Source organism: Actinomadura sp. CNU-125, assembly GCF_001942465.1.
Classification (GTDB): domain Bacteria; phylum Actinomycetota; class Actinomycetes; order Streptosporangiales; family Streptosporangiaceae; genus Spirillospora.
Genome location: NZ_MKJY01000585.1, coordinates 14,686 through 33,840 on the forward strand (window position 1 = coordinate 14,686; position 19,155 = coordinate 33,840).

Here is a 19,155-nt window from a genome sequence, read left to right on the forward strand (position 1 = left end):
GTCCGGCGGGTGAGCCTCATGACCGCCCTTCAGGGGTCGCTTCGTGCCCGGGCATCCCCGGCGTGCGACGCTGTTCCTTCATTTCCGCCTCGTGCACATGCCTGCGCCCGGCCATCAAGGTGTCCCGTACGTCCTGCTCCAGGCGCCGCAGCATCTGGTAGTAGCCTTCGTCGTACTCCTCGACCAGTTGGAAGGTCCAGCGGCCCGGTACGACGTTGCGGCCGATGACTTCGGTGGTCATACGGTCGGCCAGCTCGCTGTATCCCGCTGCTCTAAGGAGCGTCACGGCGTCGTCTAGTTGTGCGTCTGCCCGTCCGGTCAGCTGGTGAAAGCTGTACAGGTGCCCCCGGGCGCGTTCGGTGGTCTCCAGCGCTTCGGAGATCCGTCCGGCCGCGGCGACCGCTGCGTCGCTCGCGCCGTGCGGTCTGCAGTGACGAGGTGCCAGCATGTCGCCGGGATCGGCATCTTCCGTCATGCCCGGCTCACTACCCGCCGCACGCCGTCCACTCCGGTGCGCGCCTCGGTGATCACGCCCCGAACCGGCACCGGGGCCTGAGAAGACCCGCCCACGGAGACCGGTATCCACAGGTCGGGGCGACAGCCGCGACTGGAGCGGGACGAGCATGATGTCGGACGCCGTAGCCGCCGAGGGCACGGACGCGTCATCCCGGGTGCGCCTGTGGCCTGTGTGGAGTGGCCCTGCAGGGGTAACACGGCACTTGTCCGCAATCCCGCCGGTCCCGTGGCATGCGAGCCCGCGACGTGTCCCGCGGGCGTATATGTCCTCGACAATGGCGCTGGAGCATGCGGAGAGGTGGGCCGAGGGCGGCGCGGACGGACGTAGCGGTAGAGCGAGTGGAGGCGATCATGGGGAACGGGCGCGACAAGACGCCGCTGAACAAGCTGCCGACTCCCGGAACCGGACTGGTCGACTGGACCCGCGACCGGCTCGCCTCGGAAGGCCGGGACTGATCCTGGATGCCGTCGAGTCGCCGGAACGCAACGAGGCTCAACCGGTTGCTGGGTGCTGCCACGGCCGCCTACAGCATCGCCGTCATTATCAAGCCTGCATGGCTGGCTCGTCCTTACCGTCTGACGACGACCGGGCCCGGCGGTGATATTCCGCCTGAGGTGCGGTTGATGATCGCGGTCATCGGATCACGTGACGCCGCGATCGGGACCGCCATGGTGCTGGCCGGTGACGGCAAGGCGCGGCGGACGGCCACGCTGTGCCGTATCGCTGCCGACACCGCCGACGTGGTCCTGTTCGGCAGGATGCTCCCGGATCGGACGGCTCGCCGAAGGGTGGCCGTCATCGCCGCAGGCTGGGCAGTCCTGTGCGCCGCCACTCTTCGCGATCTCTGATCTCCCCCGCGCACGCCGCTGTGGGTTCGGCGGCCCGGCCGGCCCCCATATCTTCCCCCCGCCTCCGGTGATAAACGAGGGCCGGGAGGGTGGGCAGGCGCGGCGCTGCTCACGCCTGGTGCCGGTGTTCGTCTGTTCGGGATGGAGCGGTTTCGGGAGGGCTGATGCGCAGGAGGCGGGCCAAGGGGCGGGGCAGCCACCAGTTGACGCCGCCGAGTGCGGAGACCAGGGCGGGGGCGAGGACGCCGCGGATGAGGGTGGCGTCGATGATGATGCCCAGCGCGAGGGCGGTGGCGAGGATCTTGACTTCGGTGGCGGGGACGGTGGAGAGGGAGACGAAGGCCAGGAACAGGATGAGTGCGGCGGAGGTGACCAGGCGTCCGGTGCGGGTGAGGCCGGCGATGGTCGCCCGGTCGGTGGACAGTCCGCGGTCGTGTTCTTCGCGGATGCGTGACAGCAGGAACACCTCGTAGTCCATGGACAGGCCGAACAGGAAGGCGAACACGGCGATCGGGGCCCAGATGGTGATCGCTCCCGAGGCGTCTTGCCCGAACAGCACCTGGACGCCGAGGCCGTGCTGCCAGATCAGCACGGTGATGCCGTAGGCGGCGCCGAGCGAGACGACGTTGAGGACCAGGGCCTTGAGCGGCAGGATCAGCGAGCGGAGCGCGCGGGTGAGCAGCAGCAGCGTCACGATAATGATCAGGGCGATGACCCACCAGGCGTTGCCGTAGACGGCGTCGACGAAGTCGTTGTTCTGGGCGGTGATGCCGCCCACGTCGGCTCCGGCGTTCTCGGCGACCCGGCGGATATCGGCAACGGTTTCGGCGCCGGCCGGGGTGGCCGGGTCCTGCCGGGTCCAGATGTCGATCACCTGGCCGCGTCCGGTGGACCAGCCGGCCGGGGCGGCGATGCCCGCGACGCCCGGCATGCCCGAGACGGCCTGGGTGACGCGGTCGGGGTGGTCGGTGAGCACTTCGACGGGCCGGACGATCCCGGCGCCGATGCCCGAGTTCTCGATGCGGTGCAGGGCTTGGGCGGCACTGCCTCCGGTGGAGGCCAGGGAGTCGAGGGTGGGCTGCCCCAGCCGCAGCGTCAGCACGGGCGCCGCCAGGCACAGCAGAACCAGTGTCGCGACGATGATCGAGACCCACCGGTGGTCGACGACGGCGCGGCCGATCCGGTTCCACAGCCGGCTGTCGGGTGTGGACGAGCGGCGGTGCGGCCAGCTCAGCCGCGGCCCGGCCACCAGCAGCAGCGCGGGCAGCAGGGTGAGGGCCGCCGACACGCTGAGCAGGGGGATGAGCAGCCCGGTGAACCCGACGCTGCGCAGGAACGGGACCGGCAGGACGATCAGGGCGGCGAGGCTGACCGCGACGGTGATGCCGGAGAACAAGACCGATCTGCGGCCGTGGCGATCGCGTGCTGGACGGCCCCGGCGTTGTCGCGTCCGTTCCCGCGTTCCTCCCGCCACCGGGTCACGATCAGCAGCGCGTAGTCGATCGCCACGCCCAGGCCGATGAGGGCGATCAGGTACTGCACGATGAAGGAGACCTCGGTGAACCCGGTGAGTCCCCACACGATCAGGAAGGTCGTCAGGATGGAGACCGCGGCGACCAGCAGCGGGGTGAGCGCCAGCAGCGACCCGAACACCAGCACCAGGACGACCAGAGCGCCCAGCCCGCCGGCGAGCGTCTCGGCCAGCACGCTCGGGCCGCCTCCCCCGCCGCCGGAGGCCAGCACGTCCTGCCCGGTGACCGTCACCGGGACCCCGGTCCGGGCCTGGGCGCGTTCGGCGGCCTGCTGCAGGACCGGGAGCGCGGCGGCGTACGGCTCGGCTCCGGGCACGGGAGCGGGGTAGACGGCCACCACCGCCGTGCGTCCGTCCTCGGATCTCAGGGCGGGCGCCTGCACGGGCGAGACGGTCCGGCCCTGCAGCCCGGCGGCCTGCAGCGCGTGCTGGACGGTGCTCTGCACCCGTCCGGCCGCCTGCCGCGGGACCGGCTGCCGCCCGTCCCCGAGGACCAGCAGCACGGGGGCGTTGTCGCCGCCGGAACCGATCGCGGTGAGGATCTCCTGGTTGGCCTGGTAGGCGGGATTGCCCGGCTGGCTGAAGTCGTAGCTGAGCGCGGCGGTGGCGCGCGGTGCCGCGTACCCGCCGGCCACCCCCAGCAGCAGCCAGGCCGCGATCACCCACCATCGATACTTGATCACGCCGCGGGCCAACGCCTGCATGAACTCACTCCCTGGGAGGGTCAGGGCGCATTGCGGCGCCCGGGCTGAAAGATTGCTGCTGTTTCGGGTGGCCGCCGGAGGGACGCAGGGTCACAGGTGGTGGCGCAGGAGGAGGTCTTCGGGGAACGGGTCGAGGTAGGTCTGGTCGGCGACGTAGCCGAAGTGCTCGCCTTCGGCGTGGTGGCGCAGCAGCGCGATCGGGACGCTGAGCGGCGCCCGGCCCTGGCGGTAGGACCCGATCGCGGTGGCGATGTCGCGGCGCCGGGTCGCATCGAGGTCGTCGCCGATGAAGCCGAGGAGGTGCTCGAGTGCGTTGGTGTGGCGGCCGCGGCCGGCGCGGCCGGCGAGGGCGGCGGCGAACGCCCGGCGGTAGCCGTTCTCCAGGTCGGCTCTGGGACGGTCGCCGGCGCGGGCGGCGATGCGTCCGGTCTCGCGGTATCCCTCGGGGGAGTGTGCGAGGAGTTGCATCTTGTGCCGGCTGTGGAAGGCGACCAGGTCGCGGGGCCGCCAGTCGGAGGCGAAGAGTTCGCGGAGGCGGGCGTGGGCGAACACGCGCTCGATGAAGTGCTCGCGCAGCACCGGGTCGTTGAGGCGGCCGTCCTCTTCGGTGGGCAGGTCGGGCAGGGCGGCGCGGATCCGGGCGGCGAACACGCCGCGGCCGGTGCGGTCGACCGGCTGCCCATCGGTGCGTTCGCCCGGCTGTCCGGAGGCGTGGCGCGGCAGCCTGGACAGTCCGCAGCTGGGCGAGCGGGATTTCAGCACGTAGCCGTCGAGGTCGCACAGGTCGCCGATCCGGCGGTCGGCCAGGGCCTGCATGGCGGTCGTGTGGTCGGCGGTGCCGTCCCTGGTGACCAGGTGCCCGTCGGTGCGCAGCCGCATCGCGGGCCGGGGCGCGCCGAGGCCGATCTCCATCTCCGGGCAGACCGGGATCCAGTCGACGTGCCCGAACAGCGATCCGGTCAGGAAGCGGTCCCGGCTGTGGCCGCCGTTGTAGCGGACGGGCGCGCCGAGCAGGCAACTGGACACCGCCAGCCGGGGCCGCGGATGCTCCCGCGCGCCGGGGGCGGATGTGCCCGTGGTCGCTGATGTCGTCCTGGTCATAGCATGTCTCGCATCCTGCGCATCCCGGCGACGGTGCGTGCCTTGACGGTGCCGAGCGGGACGCCCAGCCGGTCGGCTATCTCCCGCTGGGTGAGCTGCCCGTAATGGGCCAGGGCAATCGCTTGGCGCTGTGGCGCGGGCAGGACAGCCAGCGCCGCGCGCACGTCGCAGGCGGTATCGATGGCCGAAGCGGTGTCGCAGGCGCCCGGGTCGTCCACCGCCCGGACGGTACGGCGCCGGTGCGCGGCCTCTGCACGCAGCAGGTCGATGGCCCGGCGGCGGGCGATGGCCAGCAGCCACGGTTCCAGATCGCGGTCCGGATCGAGCCGGTCGCGGGTCCGCCACAGCTCCCAGAAGACGGTCTGGACGATGTCGTCCAGGTCGCGGGCGGGCACCAGGTGGGCGACATGGCGGCGGATGCGGGGGGCCAGGCTGCGGTAGCACTCGGCCAGCGCGGCCTGCTCGCCGCGGGCGATGCGTTCGGTCAGGGTCATGCCGCCCTCCTAAACCGCTTCAAAACTTATTCATAGTCATTGGCGAGGGCGCGTCGCAACCCTGGCGGGCAAAGTCGGCGGAAAGGCTGGGCAGGGACGGGCGCGCCTCAGCGCCGGAACCTGACCGCCTGGAGATCGGCTACCGCGCCGGACAGTGTTGTGACGAGCCGTACGCGCGGCGGGATCTGGGCCCGCGCCCATCCCGGGCCGCCGGTCACCGTTCGCAGCGGGGGCCGGCCGGCGGGCAATCCGGTGAGCCAGGACGGGTCGCCGGTTTCGGGTGTCTGCGACCAGACGAACACCGCGCGGGGTCCGGTGCGGTCGATCGCGGCCATCAGCGCCGGGACCGGCACCCGGGCGCCCAGCACGGTGGCCACGGTGCCGGTCTCGGCCAGCGCGGCGGCCAGCGCGTAGATCGGGAGGCTGTGCTGCTCCTCGGGCGCGCACGCCAGCAGCACCGGCGGGACGGAGCCATTGCGTTCGGCGCCCGTGCCGGCGGTACGTGTCCGATCGGCCAGCGCGCGCAGCAGCACCGCCGACAGCAGGTGCTCGACCTCGACGTAGGCGCCGGACGCCGCGTGCTTGCGGCCGATCCCGACCAGGACGGGCACGAACAACTGCTCCCATGCCGCCACGACCCCCTCGCGGTCCAGCGCGGCGTGCACGGCGGCGGCCATCGCCCGCTCGTCCAGCGCCATCGCCGCCCGGGCCAGCCCCCTGACCTGCGCCGCATGCGGGCCGCTGCGCGCCGCGGGGGTGGCGTCCAGGGGGATGCGGTTGCCGCCCGCGCCGTGGCCCCGGGGCGCCGCGGGCTCGGCGCCGGGCTCGTCCAGCGCGGCACGGGCTGCCTCGGCCGGTGGCGCACCGGACACGATCAGCCGCTGCATCGCCTCCAGCCGGGCGAGGTCGTCGGCGGTGTAGCGGCGGTGGCCGCCGGCGCTGCGGCCGCTCGGCCCGATGCCGTACCGGCGGTCCCAGGTCCGCAGCGTGGAAGCCGCCACGCCGAGCCGGCGCGCGACCGCGCCGACCCCCAGCCCGGCCTCGCCCCGTGACTCGGCCGCCATGCTCGTGGCCTCCGTCCTTGTTCGACTCCAGATCGTGCCACTGCCCCGCGCAGGAACGATCGTCCTACAAAGCTTTCGTCGGCACCGCTCGCCCCGGTTGCCTTGGCGAGCACGAGCTGTATGACACTGGGCCCGGGGTACGGCCACCGAGCACAGTGACGATGTCAACGGCTCCGGCACACGATCCGGCCTCCGCGGCGGCAACCGGTGGCGGGGCCTGCTCCGAAATCCTTGTGATGAGGACTTCGATGATGCTGTTCACCCGCGACCTGCGGATCCGCGACAATCCCGCGCTGGCCGCCGCATGCCGCACCGGGCAGGTCGTGCCGGTGTTCGTCTTCGACGACGCGCTGCTGGACGGCCCGTTCGCCGCACCCAACCGCATCCGGTTCCTGCTCGACAGCCTCGCCGACCTCCGCGAATCACTGCGCGGACTGGGGGCGGACCTGGTGGTGCGGCGCGGCGACCCCGCCACCGAGATCGCCCGCCTGGCCCGGCAGACCGGCGCCGACACCCTGTTCCTGGCCGACGAGCGGTCGAGATACGCGACACGGCGCCTGGCCAAGCTCCGCGAACTCGACCTCAGGGTCACCACGCACCCCGGCATCACGGTGGTCCCGCCGGGAGACCTCACACCCGCCGGCGGCGACCACTACCGCGTCTTCACCCCGTACTGGCGGGCCTGGGACGCCGCCCACCGGCGCCCGATCGCACAGACGCCCCACGCCATCCGGCTGCCCGCAGGAGTGCACCCCGGCCCGCTCCCGAAGTTCACCGACCTGACCACGGGGTCGCCGTCCCGCGACCTGGCCGCCGGCGGCGAGCGCGCCGGATGCCGCCGCATGACCGACTGGCTGCGTGCGGACGCCGCCGACTACGACCACGTCCACGACGACCTCGCCGCCGACCGCACCTCCCGCCTGGGCCCCTACCTAAAGTTCGGCTGCGTCTCGCCCCGCGAACTCCAGGCCGCCGCACCCGGCGGAGCCCGCCGCCAGCTCGCCTGGCGCGACTTCCACCACCAGGTCGCCGCCGCCTTCCCCGCGCTCGCCACCGACGACTACCGCCCCCGCAGGCACCGGTGGAACCTGGACGAGGACGCCCGCACCGCCTGGTGCGTGGGCAGGACCGGCATCCCGATCGTCGACGCCGGGATGCGGCAGCTCCACACCGAGGGCTTCATGCACAACCGCGCCCGCCTCATCACCGCATCGTTCCTCACCCGCGACCTCGGGATCGACTGGCGCCACGGCCTGCGCCACTTCAACGCCTGGCTCGCCGACGGCGACATCGCCGACAACGCCGGGAACTGGCAGTGGGTGGCCGGCACCGGCAACAACACCCGCCCCGGCCAGGTCATGAACCCGCACCGCCAAGCCGCCCGCTTCGACCCCCGCGGCGACTACGTCCGCAGATACCTGCCCGAACTCGCCGACCTCGACGGCAAGCAAGCCCACCGCCCCTGGACACTCCCCGCCGCCCGCAGACGCACCCTCGACTATCCCCCGCCCATCACCGACCCGTGAGCACCCACAACCACCGCATCACGAACCCGAAGGGAGACCGCGATGACCAGCACGACCACCACACTGCACAAGACCCGTACCGCAGCCGACTACGTCCACACCCACAGTCCCAGCGCCGACACCCGCTGCCACGCCGGGCTCGTGCTGCGCACCCACGCCGCCCTCCACGCCATGTCCGGCGGCGCGACGGACCCAGCCGATGCGACGACACTGCGCGAACTCGTGCAGGCCGTGGCCGCCTGCGTCGGCACCGACTGGCTGAGCGCCCGGGCGCACGACCCGGACATCGGCCGCCTGACCATCCTGCTGAACGCACCCCATCTGATCCCCAGCGACCTCGCGGACCTAGACGTACTTCTGTCCACCGCCCTGTGGACGCGGCACGGACCTCAGCCCGCGCCCGACTGAGAGCTTCCTCACGGGGTGGACGGCCGTCTTGCCGCTGTGGAGCCCAGTGCCCATCGTGCTCGACGGATCGTCCCCGACGGGTTCGCGGACGGCACGGTGCTCGCACATCGCCCGTCCGGTGCGGCAAAGGCTTCTTCAGATGGCGCTTGTACCGGTGAGCCTCGGGTACGGGGCGACCAATCCAAAAGGAGGAACAATGATCACAACTCTGCACAAATGGGGTATCACGTCCGGTCTTATGTACACGGCCGGATTCGTCTCGATCGGTGCGTCGTTCGCATCTTGGATGGCCTCCAACCGGCTGGAGGCGTCCGGGATGGATCGTGCGGACCGGTGGGGCATCTTCGTCGGCGAATGGGCGCCGACCTTCTTCGCTATCGGCGTCGCCCTGCGCACGGAGGAGATGCAGGACGGCGGCATGCCGGACACGATGGGCCACCGCCGCACCGCCGACGAGAAGGCGGACGGTCGCGCCGACGCGTCGGCAGTGATGCGGTAGTCGCGGCGGGAACGGGTCATGGACGAACGTGAGAGCAGCCCCGGGCGCCCGTTCCTGGTAACGGGCGCCAGCGGGTACATCGGCGGACGGCTGGTTCATGAACTGCTGCGCGCCGGTCATCGCGTGCGGTGCATGGCGCGTTCGGCGCGGCGGCTGCGCGACCACCCGTGGGCGCCCGAGGTAGAGATCGTCGAGGCCGACGCCACCGATCCGGAGTCGACTCGCCGAGCCTTGGAGGGGGTCGATGTCGCCTACTACCTGATCCATACGATCGGCGGCGAGGGCGGGTTCGCCGAGGCCGACCGCCGCGCTGCACGCACCTTCGCCGCGGCGGCCCGCGATGCGGGTGTGCGGCGGCTGGTCTACCTGGGCGGGATGGATCCGGAAGAGGAGCTGTCACCGCACCTGCGGTCGCGTGCCGAGGTCGGCCGGATCCTGCTGGACGCCGGCGTACCGACGGTCTGGCTGCGCGCCGCGGTGATCATCGGGTCGGGTTCGGCGTCGTTCGAGATGCTGCGGTACCTGACCGAGCGGCTGCCGGTGATGGTCACTCCCCGCTGGGTGCGTTCGCGGATCCAGCCGATCGCGGTCCGGGACGTCCTGCACTACCTGGTCGCGGTCGCGGACCTGCCCACCGGCGTGAACCGAGGCTTCGACGTGGGTGGTCCGGACGTGTTGACCTACGCCGACATGATGTGCCGCTACGCCGCCGTGGCCGGGTTGAGGCGGCGGATCATCGTCCCGGTGCCGGTGCTGAGCACGTGGTTGTCGAGCCTGTGGGTCGGGGGCGTCACGCCGGTGCCGGGCGGCCTGGCGCGTCCGCTGGTGGAGTCGCTGCGCAACGAGGTGATCTGCCGCGAGCACGACATCGACTGGTACGTGCAACCGCCGCCCGGCGGCGCGGCCGGTTTCGAACGCGCGGTGTCGCTGGCGCTGCGACGCGTCCGGGACGCCGACGTGGCCACGCGGTGGTCGTCGGCGAGCGTCCCGGGAGCGCCCAGCGACCCGCTGCCGACCGACCCCGACTGGGCCGGCGGCAGCCTGTACACCGACCGGCGGAGCCGCGAGGTGGACGCCTCCGCCGAGCGCCTGTGGGCGGTCATCGAAGGGATCGGCGGTGAGCGCGGCTGGTACTCCTTCCCCATCGCCTGGCGGGCCCGCGGTGTCGTGGACCGCCTGGTGGGAGGGGTGGGCCCGCGGCGGGGCCGCCGGGACCCGCGCCGGCTGCGGATCGGGGAGACGGTCGACTTCTGGCGCGTCGAAGAGATCGAGCCTAGGCGGCTGCTGCGGCTGCGCGCCGAGATGCGGCTGCCCGGCCTGGCATGGCTGGAACTGCGCGTTGCGGAGCATGAAGGCCGTACCGAGTTCACCCAGCGGGCGCTGTTCCATCCGCGGGGGCTGGCCGGCCAGCCTACTGGTGGGCCTTCAGGCCCTTCCATGACCGCGTCTTCGGGGGGATGTGCCGCGGCATCGCCCAAGCGGCCGAACGCGACCGCAGGTCCGGGACGTCACGGCCCGAGGCGGCGGCTCTCGGCCGGGACGGGGCGAAGTGATCAACGGTCCACCGATCAGGTGCCGGATGCATCCGATCGGCCCTCGCGCGACGAAAACAGGTCGGAGAACGTCGGCGGAGAAGTGGGAGCAGACGATGGCCTTCCGACATCGGTTGGACGCAGATCACGCCTGCGACGGGCGGCGTTGATGGTCTCGCCGGCGCCCGCACCGCCGTCCGGATCGCGGGCCGCGCACGGTCCGGTGGTGGTGGTCGGTGCGGGCCTGGCCGGGTTGTCGGCGGCGGTCCACCTCGCCGCCGGCGGCCGTGAGGTCGTGGTCGTCGAAGCGGAGCCGGAACCGGGCGGGTGCTGCGGGTCGGCACAGGTGGGGCCCTACCGGTTCGACACCGGTCCGTCGGTGCTGACGATGCCGGACGTGCTGGCCCGCACCTTCGGCGCGGCCGGCGAAGACCCCGACAGGTGGCTGCCGCTACGGCGCCTGGACCCCTTCTACCGGCTGGCCTTTCCGGACGGCTCTCGGCTGGACGTCGTGGGGGGCGCCCGCGAGATGGCCGAAAACGTCCGCGCGTTGTGCGGACCGGCCGAGGCCGCGCGTTATCTGCGGTTCCGGCGCCGGCTCGGCGCGATGTTCGAGGCGGAATGGTCGTCGTTCATCGACGCCGACATGACCCGGTTGCGCGACCTGGCGCGTCCCTACGCGCTGCTAAAACTGGCTGCGGCGGGCGGGTTCAGGCGCCTGGACCGGTTCGTCGCCGGGCAGCTCCGCGACGAGCGGCTCATCCAGGCGCACACCTTCCAGTCGCTGTACGTCGGGCTCGCCCCGCACCAGGCTCTGGCGATCTATGCAGTGGTGGCGCACATGGACACCGTCGGCGGCGTCTACTTCCCGCGCGACGGCGGTATGCACGCCATCCCGCGGGCCCTGGCGGGAGTCGCGGAGAAGGCGGGCGCGTCCGTCCGGTACGGGGTGCGCGCCGAACGGGTGGAGAACGGCGCGTCCGGTGTGCGGGCGGTACGGCTGGACACCGGTGAGCGCATCGCCGCGAGCCACGTCGTGGTCGCCTGCGACCTGGTGCGGGCGCACTCGGGGCTGCTTCCCGAGCAGGCGGTGGACTGGCGGCTGCGACGCCCCCGCCACTCGCCGTCCTGCTTGGTCGTGCATTTCGGACTGGACGGGCACCTGCCCGGACAGGCACATCACACCGTGCACTTCGGGCGGGAGCCGAAGGACGCGTTCTCCGCGCTGGCGGCCGGACGCCCGCAGCCCGACCCCAGCCTCCTGGTAACCCACCCCGAAGCCGACTCCACCGCGGCGCCGCCCGGGCACGCGACGCTCAGCGTGCTCGAACCCGCCCCGAACCTGGCCGGCGGAGTCGACTGGGACAGTCTCGCGGCGCAACTGGAGAAGCGGCTGCTGGGACGTCTGGAAGCGCTGGGGTACGGCGACCTGGCGGATCGGCCGCGACTGACGTTCGACCCCCCGGCCTGGGCGCGGCTGGGGCACTCGGCGGGGACGCCGTTCGCGCTGGACCACCGGTTCACGCAGACGGCGTGGCTGCGCCCGTCCGGCCGCAGCCGCCGGGTCCCCGGCCTGCACTTCGCCGGCATGTACACCGCCCCGGGAGTCGGGGTCCCACCCGCGTTGATCTCCGGGCGGCTGGCCGCCGCCCGGATCCTGGAGGGCAGCCGATGACGACGACCACGGGCCCGCTGACGTTGACGGCCGGCTACGAGCACTGCCGTCGCCTCAATGCCCGCCACGGCCGCTCGTTCTATCTGGCCACGCTGCTGCTGCCCGCGTGGAAGCGCCGGCACGTCCACGCGCTGTACGGGTTCGCGCGGCACGTCGACGACATCGTCGACGTCGACGCGGGCCGCGGCTCCAGTTCGGCCGCCGGGCGGGCCGCGGCGCTCGACGGCGTGGCGGCCCGGTTGGAGGCGGGCCTGGCCGGGGATCCGGTCGAGGACCCGGTGCTGCCCGCGTTCGTGCACACGGTGCGGTCCTTCGGCGTCGAGCACGACGACATCCGGGCGTTCCTGGCCTCGATGCGCGCCGATCTGACCGTCACCCGCTACGACACCTACCAGGACCTGCTGACCTACATGGAGGGGTCGGCGGCCGCGATCGGGCTGATGATGCTGCCGGTGCTGGAGACGGTGCCCGGCGCCGGGCAGATCGCGCGGGAACCGGCCCGGGAGCTCGGGCGGGCGTTCCAGCTGACCAACTTCCTGCGGGACGTGGCCGAGGACAAGGCCCGCAGCCGCATCTACCTGCCGCTGGAGGACATGGCCAAGTTCGGGGTGAGGGAGGCCGACCTCGCCCGGGGCGGTTCCACCCGGGGGCTGCGCGACCTGGTGGCCTTCGAAGCCGGACGGGCCCGCCGCCACTACCGCCGCGCCCAGGAGGGCATCGAGATGCTGGTGCCGTCCTCGCGTCCCTGCATCCGCGCCGCCTCGACGCTGTACGGCGGCATCCTGGACCGGATCGCCGCAGCCGACCACGACGTGCTCGCGGGGCGGGCACGGGTCCCCCGGCGGCACCGGGCCGCAATCTTCACGCGGCACCTGGTGGCCGCGTCCGCCGCCGCCCGCGCCGAGCGGCGCCCGCCTGCCACGGAGAGCTGAGATGGCCGCACTCGACGACATCCCGCCGACGGACGAAGCGGCCACGCGGACCCGCCCGTCCAGGCTCGCCCGGCCCACATACCGCGAGAGCGCAGGCGCGGGACCGCCGGTGGTGCTGGACGCGATGGGCGGTGATCACGGTCCGGCGGAGACGGTGCCGGGCGCGCTGGCCGCGCATCGCGAGCAGGGTGTGCGCGTGACCCTGGTCGGCCGCCGGGAGCAGATCCACCGAGAGATGCGCCGACACGGCGGCATCGGAGAACTGGAGGTCGTGCACGCCGACGGCATCGTCCCAATGAGGGACGCGGGGGCGCGGGCGGCCGCCCGGCGCGGCACCAGCCTGAGCGTCGGATGTGAACTCGCGCGAGGTGAACGGGCCGCCTTCGTCTCGGCCGGCTCCACGGGGGCCGTGGTGGCCTGCGCCGTCCGTGCTATCGGACGGGCGCAGGGCGTGCTGCGTCCCGCACTGGCCGTCGCCCTGCCCACCGCGACCGGGTCCACCGTGCTGGTCGACGCGGGCGGGACCGCCGATCCGACCGCGCCGATGCTCGCGCAGTTCGCGGTCCTGGGCAGCCGCTACGCGCGAACGGTGCTGGAGGTGCCCGACCCGCTGGTGGGGTTGCTGTCGATCGGGTCCGAGCCGGGGAAGGGCAACCGGCTCGTCCGCGAGGCCGCCCGGCTGCTGCCGGACCTGCCGGTGCGGTTCCACGGCAACGTCGAAGGCGATGACGTGCTGGCCGGGACCGTCGACGTGGTGGCGACCGACGGGTTCACCGGCAACGTGGTCCTGAAGAACATCGAGGGCTGCGTCCGCACCGTGCTGGGCATGGCCGCCTCCGGCGCGCCCCGGCCGCCGTCCCGGAGCGCTCGAGCGGGTCGGGCGGCTCTACAGTGCCGACACCCACGGCGGCGCGGCGCTGCTCGGGCTGACCGGGTCGGTCCTCGTCGCCCACGGATCGTCCCGATCCGCCGCCGTCGCGCGGGCCTGCGCCGTCGCCTCCGCCCTGGCCACGGCCGACGCCACTACGGGGTCGGTAGCCGGGGGCCGCGCATGAGCCGGTCATTCCCCGAGGTGAGCGCGCAGCGGGTCGCGGCCGTCCCAGCTCCCCCGGCTCCCATAGGGGACGAACCGTGCGAACAACTCTTCCGAATACCAGTCGCGTGCACGCACCTGCCTGATCACGTCACGGTGGGCGTCGCCCCGGTAGGCGAACCGGGCGATCGCCGCCTCGTCGCGCCACAGCGAGAACGTCGCCTGCCGCGCCAGCGGCCACTCGCCCACCCCGATCGACGCCAAGCACCCGTCCTGGTCCCGCAGTGCCCGGTCCACCTTCGGAACCGCGCGGTAGAACGCCACGAGCCGGCTCGGGCGGATCGACGCGCGCGTCAGCACCGCAAGAGGCGTGTCCAAGGCGGCCGGGACGTCCGGCGTGCTCGGCCCGCGGCGGGGACCGGGCACGCCGAACGGGTCCCGGCCGCCCCAGCGTCCATGCGAGGACACCGGCCGCAGCCGCACATGCCAGGCCTCCGCGGCCTCGTCGCGCCACCGTGCCGCCACCGCGGAGCGCTCCAGGAAATCCTCCAGCGCGGCCTCGCCGTCCCAGACCGCGAACAGCGCCCAGCGGCGCAGGTCGGCGCCCAGGCTCATGGAGCGGCCGCGGCCGGTGCCCAGCAAGCGCCAGAACGACAGCCCCGCGGCCGCCCGCAGCATCGGGCGGTCCAGCGCCATGTACCGCATGGCGTCCACGTTCGCGTACCTGAGGAGATGGAACGAAGCGATGACACCCGTTCCCGTCACACCCGTTCCCGTCAGATCCGTGCTCGTCCCGGTCATCGGCGGCTACCTGCTCGGCTCGGTGCCGGTCGCGGTCCTGGTCGGACGCGCCCACGGCTTCGACCCGCGCTCGGTGGGCGACCGCAATCCCGGCTTCTGGAACGTCATGGAACGCTTGGGCGCCCGGTCGGCCGCGCCCGTGTTCGCCGGCGACCTGCTCAAGGGCACCGCGGCGGGCCTGCTCGGCCTGGCGGCCGGCGGCGCGCGGCCCGGCCCGCTCGGGCAGGTCCGCGGGCGCGGCGTCGTCCCGGTGTACGCGGCGGTGGGCGCGGCGATGGCCGGGCACGCCTGGCCGCTGTTCGCCGGACGCCGCGGCGGACGCTGCGTGCTGACCTTCGCCGGCGGCATGGCGGTCATCAGCCCGCCCGCGTTCGGGCTCGGCCTCGGACTGCTGGGCGCCACCGGCCTGAGCACCCGCTCGTTCGCCAAGGGCGCGCGGGTCGCGGTGTTCTCCCTGCCCGCCCTGCAACTGCTGTTCGCCCCCGCCGCGCACGTGGCCGGGACCGGGGCGCTGATGACCTTCATCGGCGCCCGCTTCGGCCAGGCCGCGCTCGCCGAGCGCGCACAGCGGCGCCGTCCGGACGGCCGTAGGCGCGGCCGCGCCAGGTCCGAGTCGGGCGCAGCACCGACAGCGTCAACCGGACGGCGCTGACCGGGTCCAGCAGCGGCGACAGCAGCAGTCCCGCGCCCGGGGTGCGGTAGCTGCCGCGCAGCGCGGCCGTCAGCAGGAACCGCTGCCCGAGCAGCGCCACGTCCAGCGGGGCGGGACGTCCGCCCAGCAGCCGCAGCACCGGCAAAGCCATCGTCAACCACACCGCCGCCAGATCGCCGGCGAGCCCGACCGGTGTCGTCACGTCCCGCAACGCGATCGAGCGTCCCCATTCCCGCCACACGTCGGCGGTGCCGGTGTGCATGTCGACCTCCAGCAGCGCGCCCGCGTCGACGAACGCGACCCGCCACCCGTCGCGCGCCAGCAGCCGTCCCAGCGCGACGTCGTCGGTGAGGTGGCCGCGCACCCGCGCGAACCCGTCGGCCCGCACCATCGCGTCCTTGCGGAAGGCCAGGCACTGGCCGTTGACCAGCAGCCGCCCGGGACCGGACGCGGCCGGGCCGATCGGCCCGAACCGGTACACCAGCGTGGCCAGGAACGACGCGTGCAACGCCTGCTCCACCTCGTTCCCGGTGATGAAACGGGGACCGGCACTGATCAGGTCACCGTCCTTCAGCAGGTCGGCGAGCGCCGCGCACAACCCGGCCTTGGGACGAGTGTCGGCGTCCAGCAGCACCACGACAGAACCAGCTGCGGCTCGCATTCCCTGCTGCAGCGCCCACTGTTTGCCCACCCACCCGGCAGGCGGTTCGGTGCCCGCCACGACGGTCACCCCCAGGTCGGCGGCCAGCCGCGCCGTGCCGTCGCGGGACCGGTCGTCGACGACGATCACTTCGCGCACCGCCGGATCTGCCAGCAGCGGCACCACGCACTCCCGGAGCCGCCGCTCCTCATCGCGGGCGGGGATCACCACCGAGACCGGCTCCGCCGGATCCGGCCGGACGGTCGCGGCCAAGGGCGGCGGACGGTCCCGTCCCCGCGCCAGCCGCGCCGCCACCGTCAGCCCCGCGACCGTCTCGGCGGCGGTCAGCGCCCTCACGACCACTCCCCCGCCCGCCCCGTACGGAGTGCCGGGAAGTCCTCCTCGACCAGGGACGCTACGATGCGTCCGCTCATCGCCACCAGCGGGAGCCCGCCCCCGGGATGCACCGACCCGCCCACCAGGTACAGGCCGCGGCGCGGCCCGCGGTTGCCCGGACGGCGCAGCGGCGCCAGCCGCCCCCGGTACGCCGAGCCATAGATCGCTCCGCCCCAGGCCCCGTACCGGTCCCGCAGGTCCGCGGGCGTGAACAGCTCCACGAACCGCAGCCGTCCCGACAGGTCGTGCCCGCGGCCCGCCAACCGCTCCAGGACCAGATCCCGGTACGCCTCCGGCGCCATCGGCCACCGCTCCGGGTCGCGCGACGGGACGTTGACCAGCATCGTCCAGTTCTCCGCCCCGGGCGCGCCTGCGACGGGTCGTCCACCGCCGAGCACCCGATGTACACCGTCGGGTCCTCCGGAGGGACCCGGCGCTGGAAGATGTCGGCGAACTCCCGCCGATAGTCACCCGAGAAGACCACCGAATGGTGCGGCAACCCGTCGGTCCGGCCGTCCACGCCCGCGAGCATCAGGAACGCCGACGACGACGTGCCGAGCCCGGCGATCCGGCGCAACCGCCGCCGATCGGGCAGCAGCCGACCGTACAGCTCGGCCGCGTCGGCGTTGACCAACACCGCGTCCGCGGCCTCGCGCTCCCCGGACGCCAGCACCACGCCGGTCACCGACTCGCCATCGGAAAGGACCCGCGCGACCGTGCTGCCGGTGCGGACTTCGACGCCCGCATCATCCAGCAGCCCCGCCAGGTCCTCCGCCAACCGGGGCAGACCACCCGGCACGTACCAGCCGCCCGCACCGTGCTCGATCGCCGGGACACACCCCAGCGCCGCGGGCGCCCGGTACGGGCTCGACCCGGCGTACGTGGCGTACCGCCCGACGTACTGCCGCAGCCTTCGATCGTCGAAGAACCGGCGTGCGAGACCGTGCAGCGTCCGTCCGGGCGCGACCGCCAGCAGGTCGGCGGGGTTCCCGTCCGGTGGCCGGCGGCCGACCGGGCCCGCGAAGAACGTCCGCTGCGACGCCTCGAAGCACTTGCGCGCCCAGGCGTAGAAGGCCTCCCACGCCGCGCCCTGCCCCGGCGCGAAGCGCTCCACCTCAGCGGCCATCCGATCAGGGTCGCGGTAGGCCCGCAGGACCGACCCGTCGGCGAACCGGTACCGGCACAACTCGTCCAGGGCGACGGCTTCCCGCGCGACGCCCAGCTCGTGGAACACCTCCGGCAGGGTGAGCAGCGACGGCCCGAGCGAGAAGGCGAACCCGTCCCGTCCGCGCTCGGCGAGCTTGCCGCCCAACCGGTCCAGCTGCTCGTGCAGCCGGACCCGGTGCCCGGCCCGCGACAGCAGCAGCGCGGCCACCATGCCACCGACCCCGCCACCGACCACGATCACCTCGGCCATCGGCCTCCCCTTCCCACCATCCGCCGTCTCGCCGTCAGCACCGCCGCGGGGACCGCGAAGGCGCCCATCGCCGTCCCACCGGCCACCGCCACGAACGGGTCGCGCGGCTCGAACACCGCCGCGAACGCCAACGTCTCCATCGCCGCCATCACCGCGTACGTCGCCACCAGCCCCTCCGACACATCGCCCTCCGCACCGACGAGCGAATCGAACACGCCCATCAGCAGCGCCGACACCCCCAGCCACCCGGCGAAGTTGCCGACCGGTACCCCCCGATACACCCCGCTGCGCGCCCACCTCCAGAGGCCCAGCCGCAGCATCTGCGGATCCAGGAACAGGTCCCAGGCCGTGAGGGCCAAGGCTCCAACCGCCACCCGCGTCCACCGCCGCCCCTCCGGGACGAGCGTCGCCGCGACCGCGTGCGACGCCAAGCCCATCCCCGCCCACGCTGCCGCCACTGCTACCGGGACCCCGCCCACCTGCGGCCGCAGAACCTTCGTGTAGGAGTACCGCCCGAACGGCACGCCCGCCCTTACCCCCACCCACTCCGCCGCGAAGCCCAACGACACCGCCACCCCCACAGCTCTCACCGCCCGCCCGGCACCCTGGCGGGAGGCGGCGAAACACCCCGCACCGGCAGTCAGCAAGCCCACCACCGGACCCGTCCAACGCACCGGATCCGGCCGCACCCCCGACGCGACTTGCGCCGCGACCATCGACGCCAAACAACCGACGCCCATTGCCGCAAAGTCGTCCGATCTCTTCTCGGAACACGCCGAAGCCCGGGCGCGACGCCGCGATATCAATCTCACACCTTCCCTTCGGAGCCGACCGGTGTTCTGGATGCCCGCGTCCATGCCCGTTGGAAGCGTCAGCTGATCACTAAGGGGACAGGAGCAGCGCCGGGACGGCCAGCCACCCGCGACGCGACAGGGGGCCACACGTCCTGGCGCTACCCAAAGCAATGCATCCCACACAGTTGGCGCAGGTCAGACGGCAGTAGATGTGTAGGCCAGTGGACGGCGGGAACGTGGCGACGGTACGGATTTCAGTATGCACTGAACGTGTCGGAGCTTCTTGAAGTGGACCGAGAAGACACGCGAGGGAACCCGCAGACGATCGCCCTTCGGGAGTCGTCCGGACCCCGCCCACGTGACGGCCGAGCCGGTCCATACGTCTTCGACGCGGCGTTGCAAGGGCGTGCCCGATGGCTGGAGTTGACCGACCGGCGCCGAATACCGCTCGCGGTGAAGCGCTGGCGCGGCCTCGCCGACCAGGACGACCGGTGGCTGCTGACCCGGTGCCACGGGGTTGCGTCCACGGAGGTGGTGTACGAGTTTGACCAGGTCAAGTGGCATGTCGTCGTGACGTGAGACGGCCACCGC

General features: G+C 73.0%; 15 protein-coding genes and 5 pseudogenes. 10 read left to right on the plus strand and 10 right to left on the minus strand.

All coding sequences use genetic code 11. The annotated features are described in order from the left end of the window. Positions 1–16: 16 nt before the first annotated feature. Positions 17–475, minus strand: a complete 459-nt coding sequence (locus BJF79_RS46665; protein ID WP_075907059.1) for a hypothetical protein — start codon at positions 473–475, stop codon at positions 17–19. Between the two features lie 542 nt (positions 476–1,017). Here BJF79_RS46665 and BJF79_RS46670 point away from each other — a divergent pair. After that, on the plus strand, positions 1,018–1,365 hold the full coding sequence (locus BJF79_RS46670; RefSeq protein WP_262403582.1) for a hypothetical protein: 348 nt from the start codon (positions 1,018–1,020) through the stop codon (positions 1,363–1,365). A gap of 109 nt (positions 1,366–1,474) precedes the next feature. On the opposite strand, the gene BJF79_RS64715 is transcribed toward BJF79_RS46670, so the two are convergent. The 5 genes and pseudogenes from BJF79_RS64715 to BJF79_RS46695 all read right to left on the minus strand — a co-directional run bounded on the left by BJF79_RS64715 (position 1,475) and on the right by BJF79_RS46695 (position 6,259). Then, on the minus strand, positions 1,475–2,296 hold the full coding sequence (locus BJF79_RS64715) for an MMPL family transporter (RefSeq protein ID WP_262403588.1): 822 nt from the start codon (positions 2,294–2,296) through the stop codon (positions 1,475–1,477). A gap of 291 nt (positions 2,297–2,587) precedes the next feature. Further along, positions 2,588–3,600: pseudogene (locus BJF79_RS64720) on the minus strand (MMPL family transporter); the annotation flags it as partial. 90 nt (positions 3,601–3,690) lie between these two features. Next, the gene (locus BJF79_RS46685; RefSeq protein ID WP_075907063.1) at positions 3,691–4,701 is read right to left on the minus strand and encodes a YbgA family protein; all 1,011 of its coding nucleotides are present in this window, start codon (positions 4,699–4,701) and stop codon (positions 3,691–3,693) included. Beyond that, a complete protein-coding gene (locus BJF79_RS46690; protein WP_075907064.1) occupies positions 4,698–5,195 on the minus strand; it encodes an RNA polymerase sigma factor in 498 nt (165 codons plus the stop codon). The genes BJF79_RS46685 and BJF79_RS46690 overlap by 4 nt, the downstream gene beginning before the upstream one ends. 107 nt (positions 5,196–5,302) lie before the next feature. Continuing rightward, on the minus strand, positions 5,303–6,259 hold the full coding sequence (locus BJF79_RS46695; RefSeq protein ID WP_075907065.1) for a MerR family transcriptional regulator: 957 nt from the start codon (positions 6,257–6,259) through the stop codon (positions 5,303–5,305). A gap of 248 nt (positions 6,260–6,507) precedes the next feature. Between BJF79_RS46695 and BJF79_RS46700 the strand changes: the two genes are divergently transcribed. From BJF79_RS46700 to BJF79_RS68030, 7 genes and pseudogenes are all read left to right on the plus strand, one after another. Next, complete coding sequence (locus BJF79_RS46700; protein ID WP_262403583.1) at positions 6,508–7,785, plus strand: cryptochrome/photolyase family protein; 1,278 nt, start codon at positions 6,508–6,510, stop codon at positions 7,783–7,785. Between the two features lie 42 nt (positions 7,786–7,827). Continuing rightward, positions 7,828–8,193: a hypothetical protein gene (locus BJF79_RS46705; protein ID WP_075907067.1), complete on the plus strand. Its 366-nt coding sequence runs from the start codon at positions 7,828–7,830 to the stop codon at positions 8,191–8,193. 139 nt (positions 8,194–8,332) lie between these two features. After that, entirely contained in the window at positions 8,333–8,692 is a 360-nt protein-coding gene (locus BJF79_RS64725; protein ID WP_262403584.1) for a hypothetical protein, read from the plus strand. An 18-nt stretch (positions 8,693–8,710) separates the two neighbouring features. Then, positions 8,711–10,245: pseudogene (locus tag BJF79_RS46715) on the plus strand (SDR family oxidoreductase). A 214-nt stretch (positions 10,246–10,459) separates the two neighbouring features. Continuing rightward, positions 10,460–11,899: pseudogene (gene crtI / locus BJF79_RS46720) on the plus strand (phytoene desaturase family protein); the annotation flags it as partial. After that, positions 11,896–12,831, plus strand: coding sequence for a phytoene/squalene synthase family protein (locus BJF79_RS46725; protein WP_075907070.1), 936 nt, complete (start codon positions 11,896–11,898; stop codon positions 12,829–12,831). The pseudogene crtI and the gene BJF79_RS46725, both read left to right, overlap by 4 nt. A 124-nt stretch (positions 12,832–12,955) precedes the next feature. Next, positions 12,956–13,609, plus strand: a pseudogene (locus BJF79_RS68030) (phosphate acyltransferase PlsX); the annotation flags it as partial. 282 nt (positions 13,610–13,891) lie between these two features. On the opposite strand, the gene BJF79_RS46735 reads toward BJF79_RS68030, so the two are convergent. Further along, entirely contained in the window at positions 13,892–14,569 is a 678-nt protein-coding gene (locus BJF79_RS46735) for a spheroidene monooxygenase (RefSeq protein WP_075907071.1), read from the minus strand. Positions 14,570–14,609: 40 nt separating this feature from the next. Here BJF79_RS46735 and BJF79_RS64730 point away from each other — a divergent pair, with 40 nt between their 5' ends. Next, entirely contained in the window at positions 14,610–15,317 is a 708-nt protein-coding gene (locus BJF79_RS64730; protein WP_075907072.1) for a glycerol-3-phosphate acyltransferase, read from the plus strand. Positions 15,318–15,549: 232 nt separating this feature from the next. Here BJF79_RS64730 and BJF79_RS46745 read toward each other — a convergent pair. The 3 genes and pseudogenes from BJF79_RS46745 to BJF79_RS46755 form a co-directional block, all read right to left on the minus strand. Continuing rightward, positions 15,550–16,320, minus strand: a pseudogene (locus tag BJF79_RS46745) (glycosyltransferase); the annotation flags it as partial. A 67-nt stretch (positions 16,321–16,387) separates the two neighbouring features. Then, entirely contained in the window at positions 16,388–17,770 is a 1,383-nt protein-coding gene (locus BJF79_RS46750; RefSeq protein WP_262403585.1) for a phytoene desaturase family protein, read from the minus strand. Further along, on the minus strand, positions 17,758–18,627 hold the full coding sequence (locus BJF79_RS46755) for a carotenoid biosynthesis protein (RefSeq protein ID WP_316043577.1): 870 nt from the start codon (positions 18,625–18,627) through the stop codon (positions 17,758–17,760). The genes BJF79_RS46750 and BJF79_RS46755 overlap by 13 nt, the downstream gene beginning before the upstream one ends. A 360-nt stretch (positions 18,628–18,987) precedes the next feature. Here BJF79_RS46755 and BJF79_RS56795 point away from each other — a divergent pair, with 360 nt between their 5' ends. Continuing rightward, complete coding sequence (locus tag BJF79_RS56795; protein WP_262403587.1) at positions 18,988–19,143, plus strand: hypothetical protein; 156 nt, start codon at positions 18,988–18,990, stop codon at positions 19,141–19,143. The last annotated feature ends 12 nt before the right edge of the window (positions 19,144–19,155 follow it).

Coding starts and splice junctions, on each gene's coding strand:
- BJF79_RS46665 (WP_075907059.1), bottom strand. CDS start 475: ATGACGGAAGATGCCGATCCCGGCGACATGCTGGCACCTCGTCACTGC.
- BJF79_RS64715 (WP_262403588.1), bottom strand. CDS start 2,296: ATGCCGGGCGTCGCGGGCATCGCCGCCCCGGCCGGCTGGTCCACCGGA.
- BJF79_RS46685 (WP_075907063.1), bottom strand. CDS start 4,701: ATGACCAGGACGACATCAGCGACCACGGGCACATCCGCCCCCGGCGCG.
- BJF79_RS46690 (WP_075907064.1), bottom strand. CDS start 5,195: ATGACCCTGACCGAACGCATCGCCCGCGGCGAGCAGGCCGCGCTGGCC.
- BJF79_RS46695 (WP_075907065.1), bottom strand. CDS start 6,259: ATGGCGGCCGAGTCACGGGGCGAGGCCGGGCTGGGGGTCGGCGCGGTC.
- BJF79_RS46700 (WP_262403583.1), top strand. CDS start 6,508: ATGATGCTGTTCACCCGCGACCTGCGGATCCGCGACAATCCCGCGCTG.
- BJF79_RS46705 (WP_075907067.1), top strand. CDS start 7,828: ATGACCAGCACGACCACCACACTGCACAAGACCCGTACCGCAGCCGAC.
- BJF79_RS64725 (WP_262403584.1), top strand. CDS start 8,333: ATGGCGCTTGTACCGGTGAGCCTCGGGTACGGGGCGACCAATCCAAAA.
- BJF79_RS46725 (WP_075907070.1), top strand. CDS start 11,896: ATGACGACGACCACGGGCCCGCTGACGTTGACGGCCGGCTACGAGCAC.
- BJF79_RS46735 (WP_075907071.1), bottom strand. CDS start 14,569: ATGCGGTACATGGCGCTGGACCGCCCGATGCTGCGGGCGGCCGCGGGG.
- BJF79_RS64730 (WP_075907072.1), top strand. CDS start 14,610: ATGACACCCGTTCCCGTCACACCCGTTCCCGTCAGATCCGTGCTCGTC.
- BJF79_RS46750 (WP_262403585.1), bottom strand. CDS start 17,770: ATGGCCGAGGTGATCGTGGTCGGTGGCGGGGTCGGTGGCATGGTGGCC.
- BJF79_RS46755 (WP_316043577.1), bottom strand. CDS start 18,627: ATGGACGCGGGCATCCAGAACACCGGTCGGCTCCGAAGGGAAGGTGTG.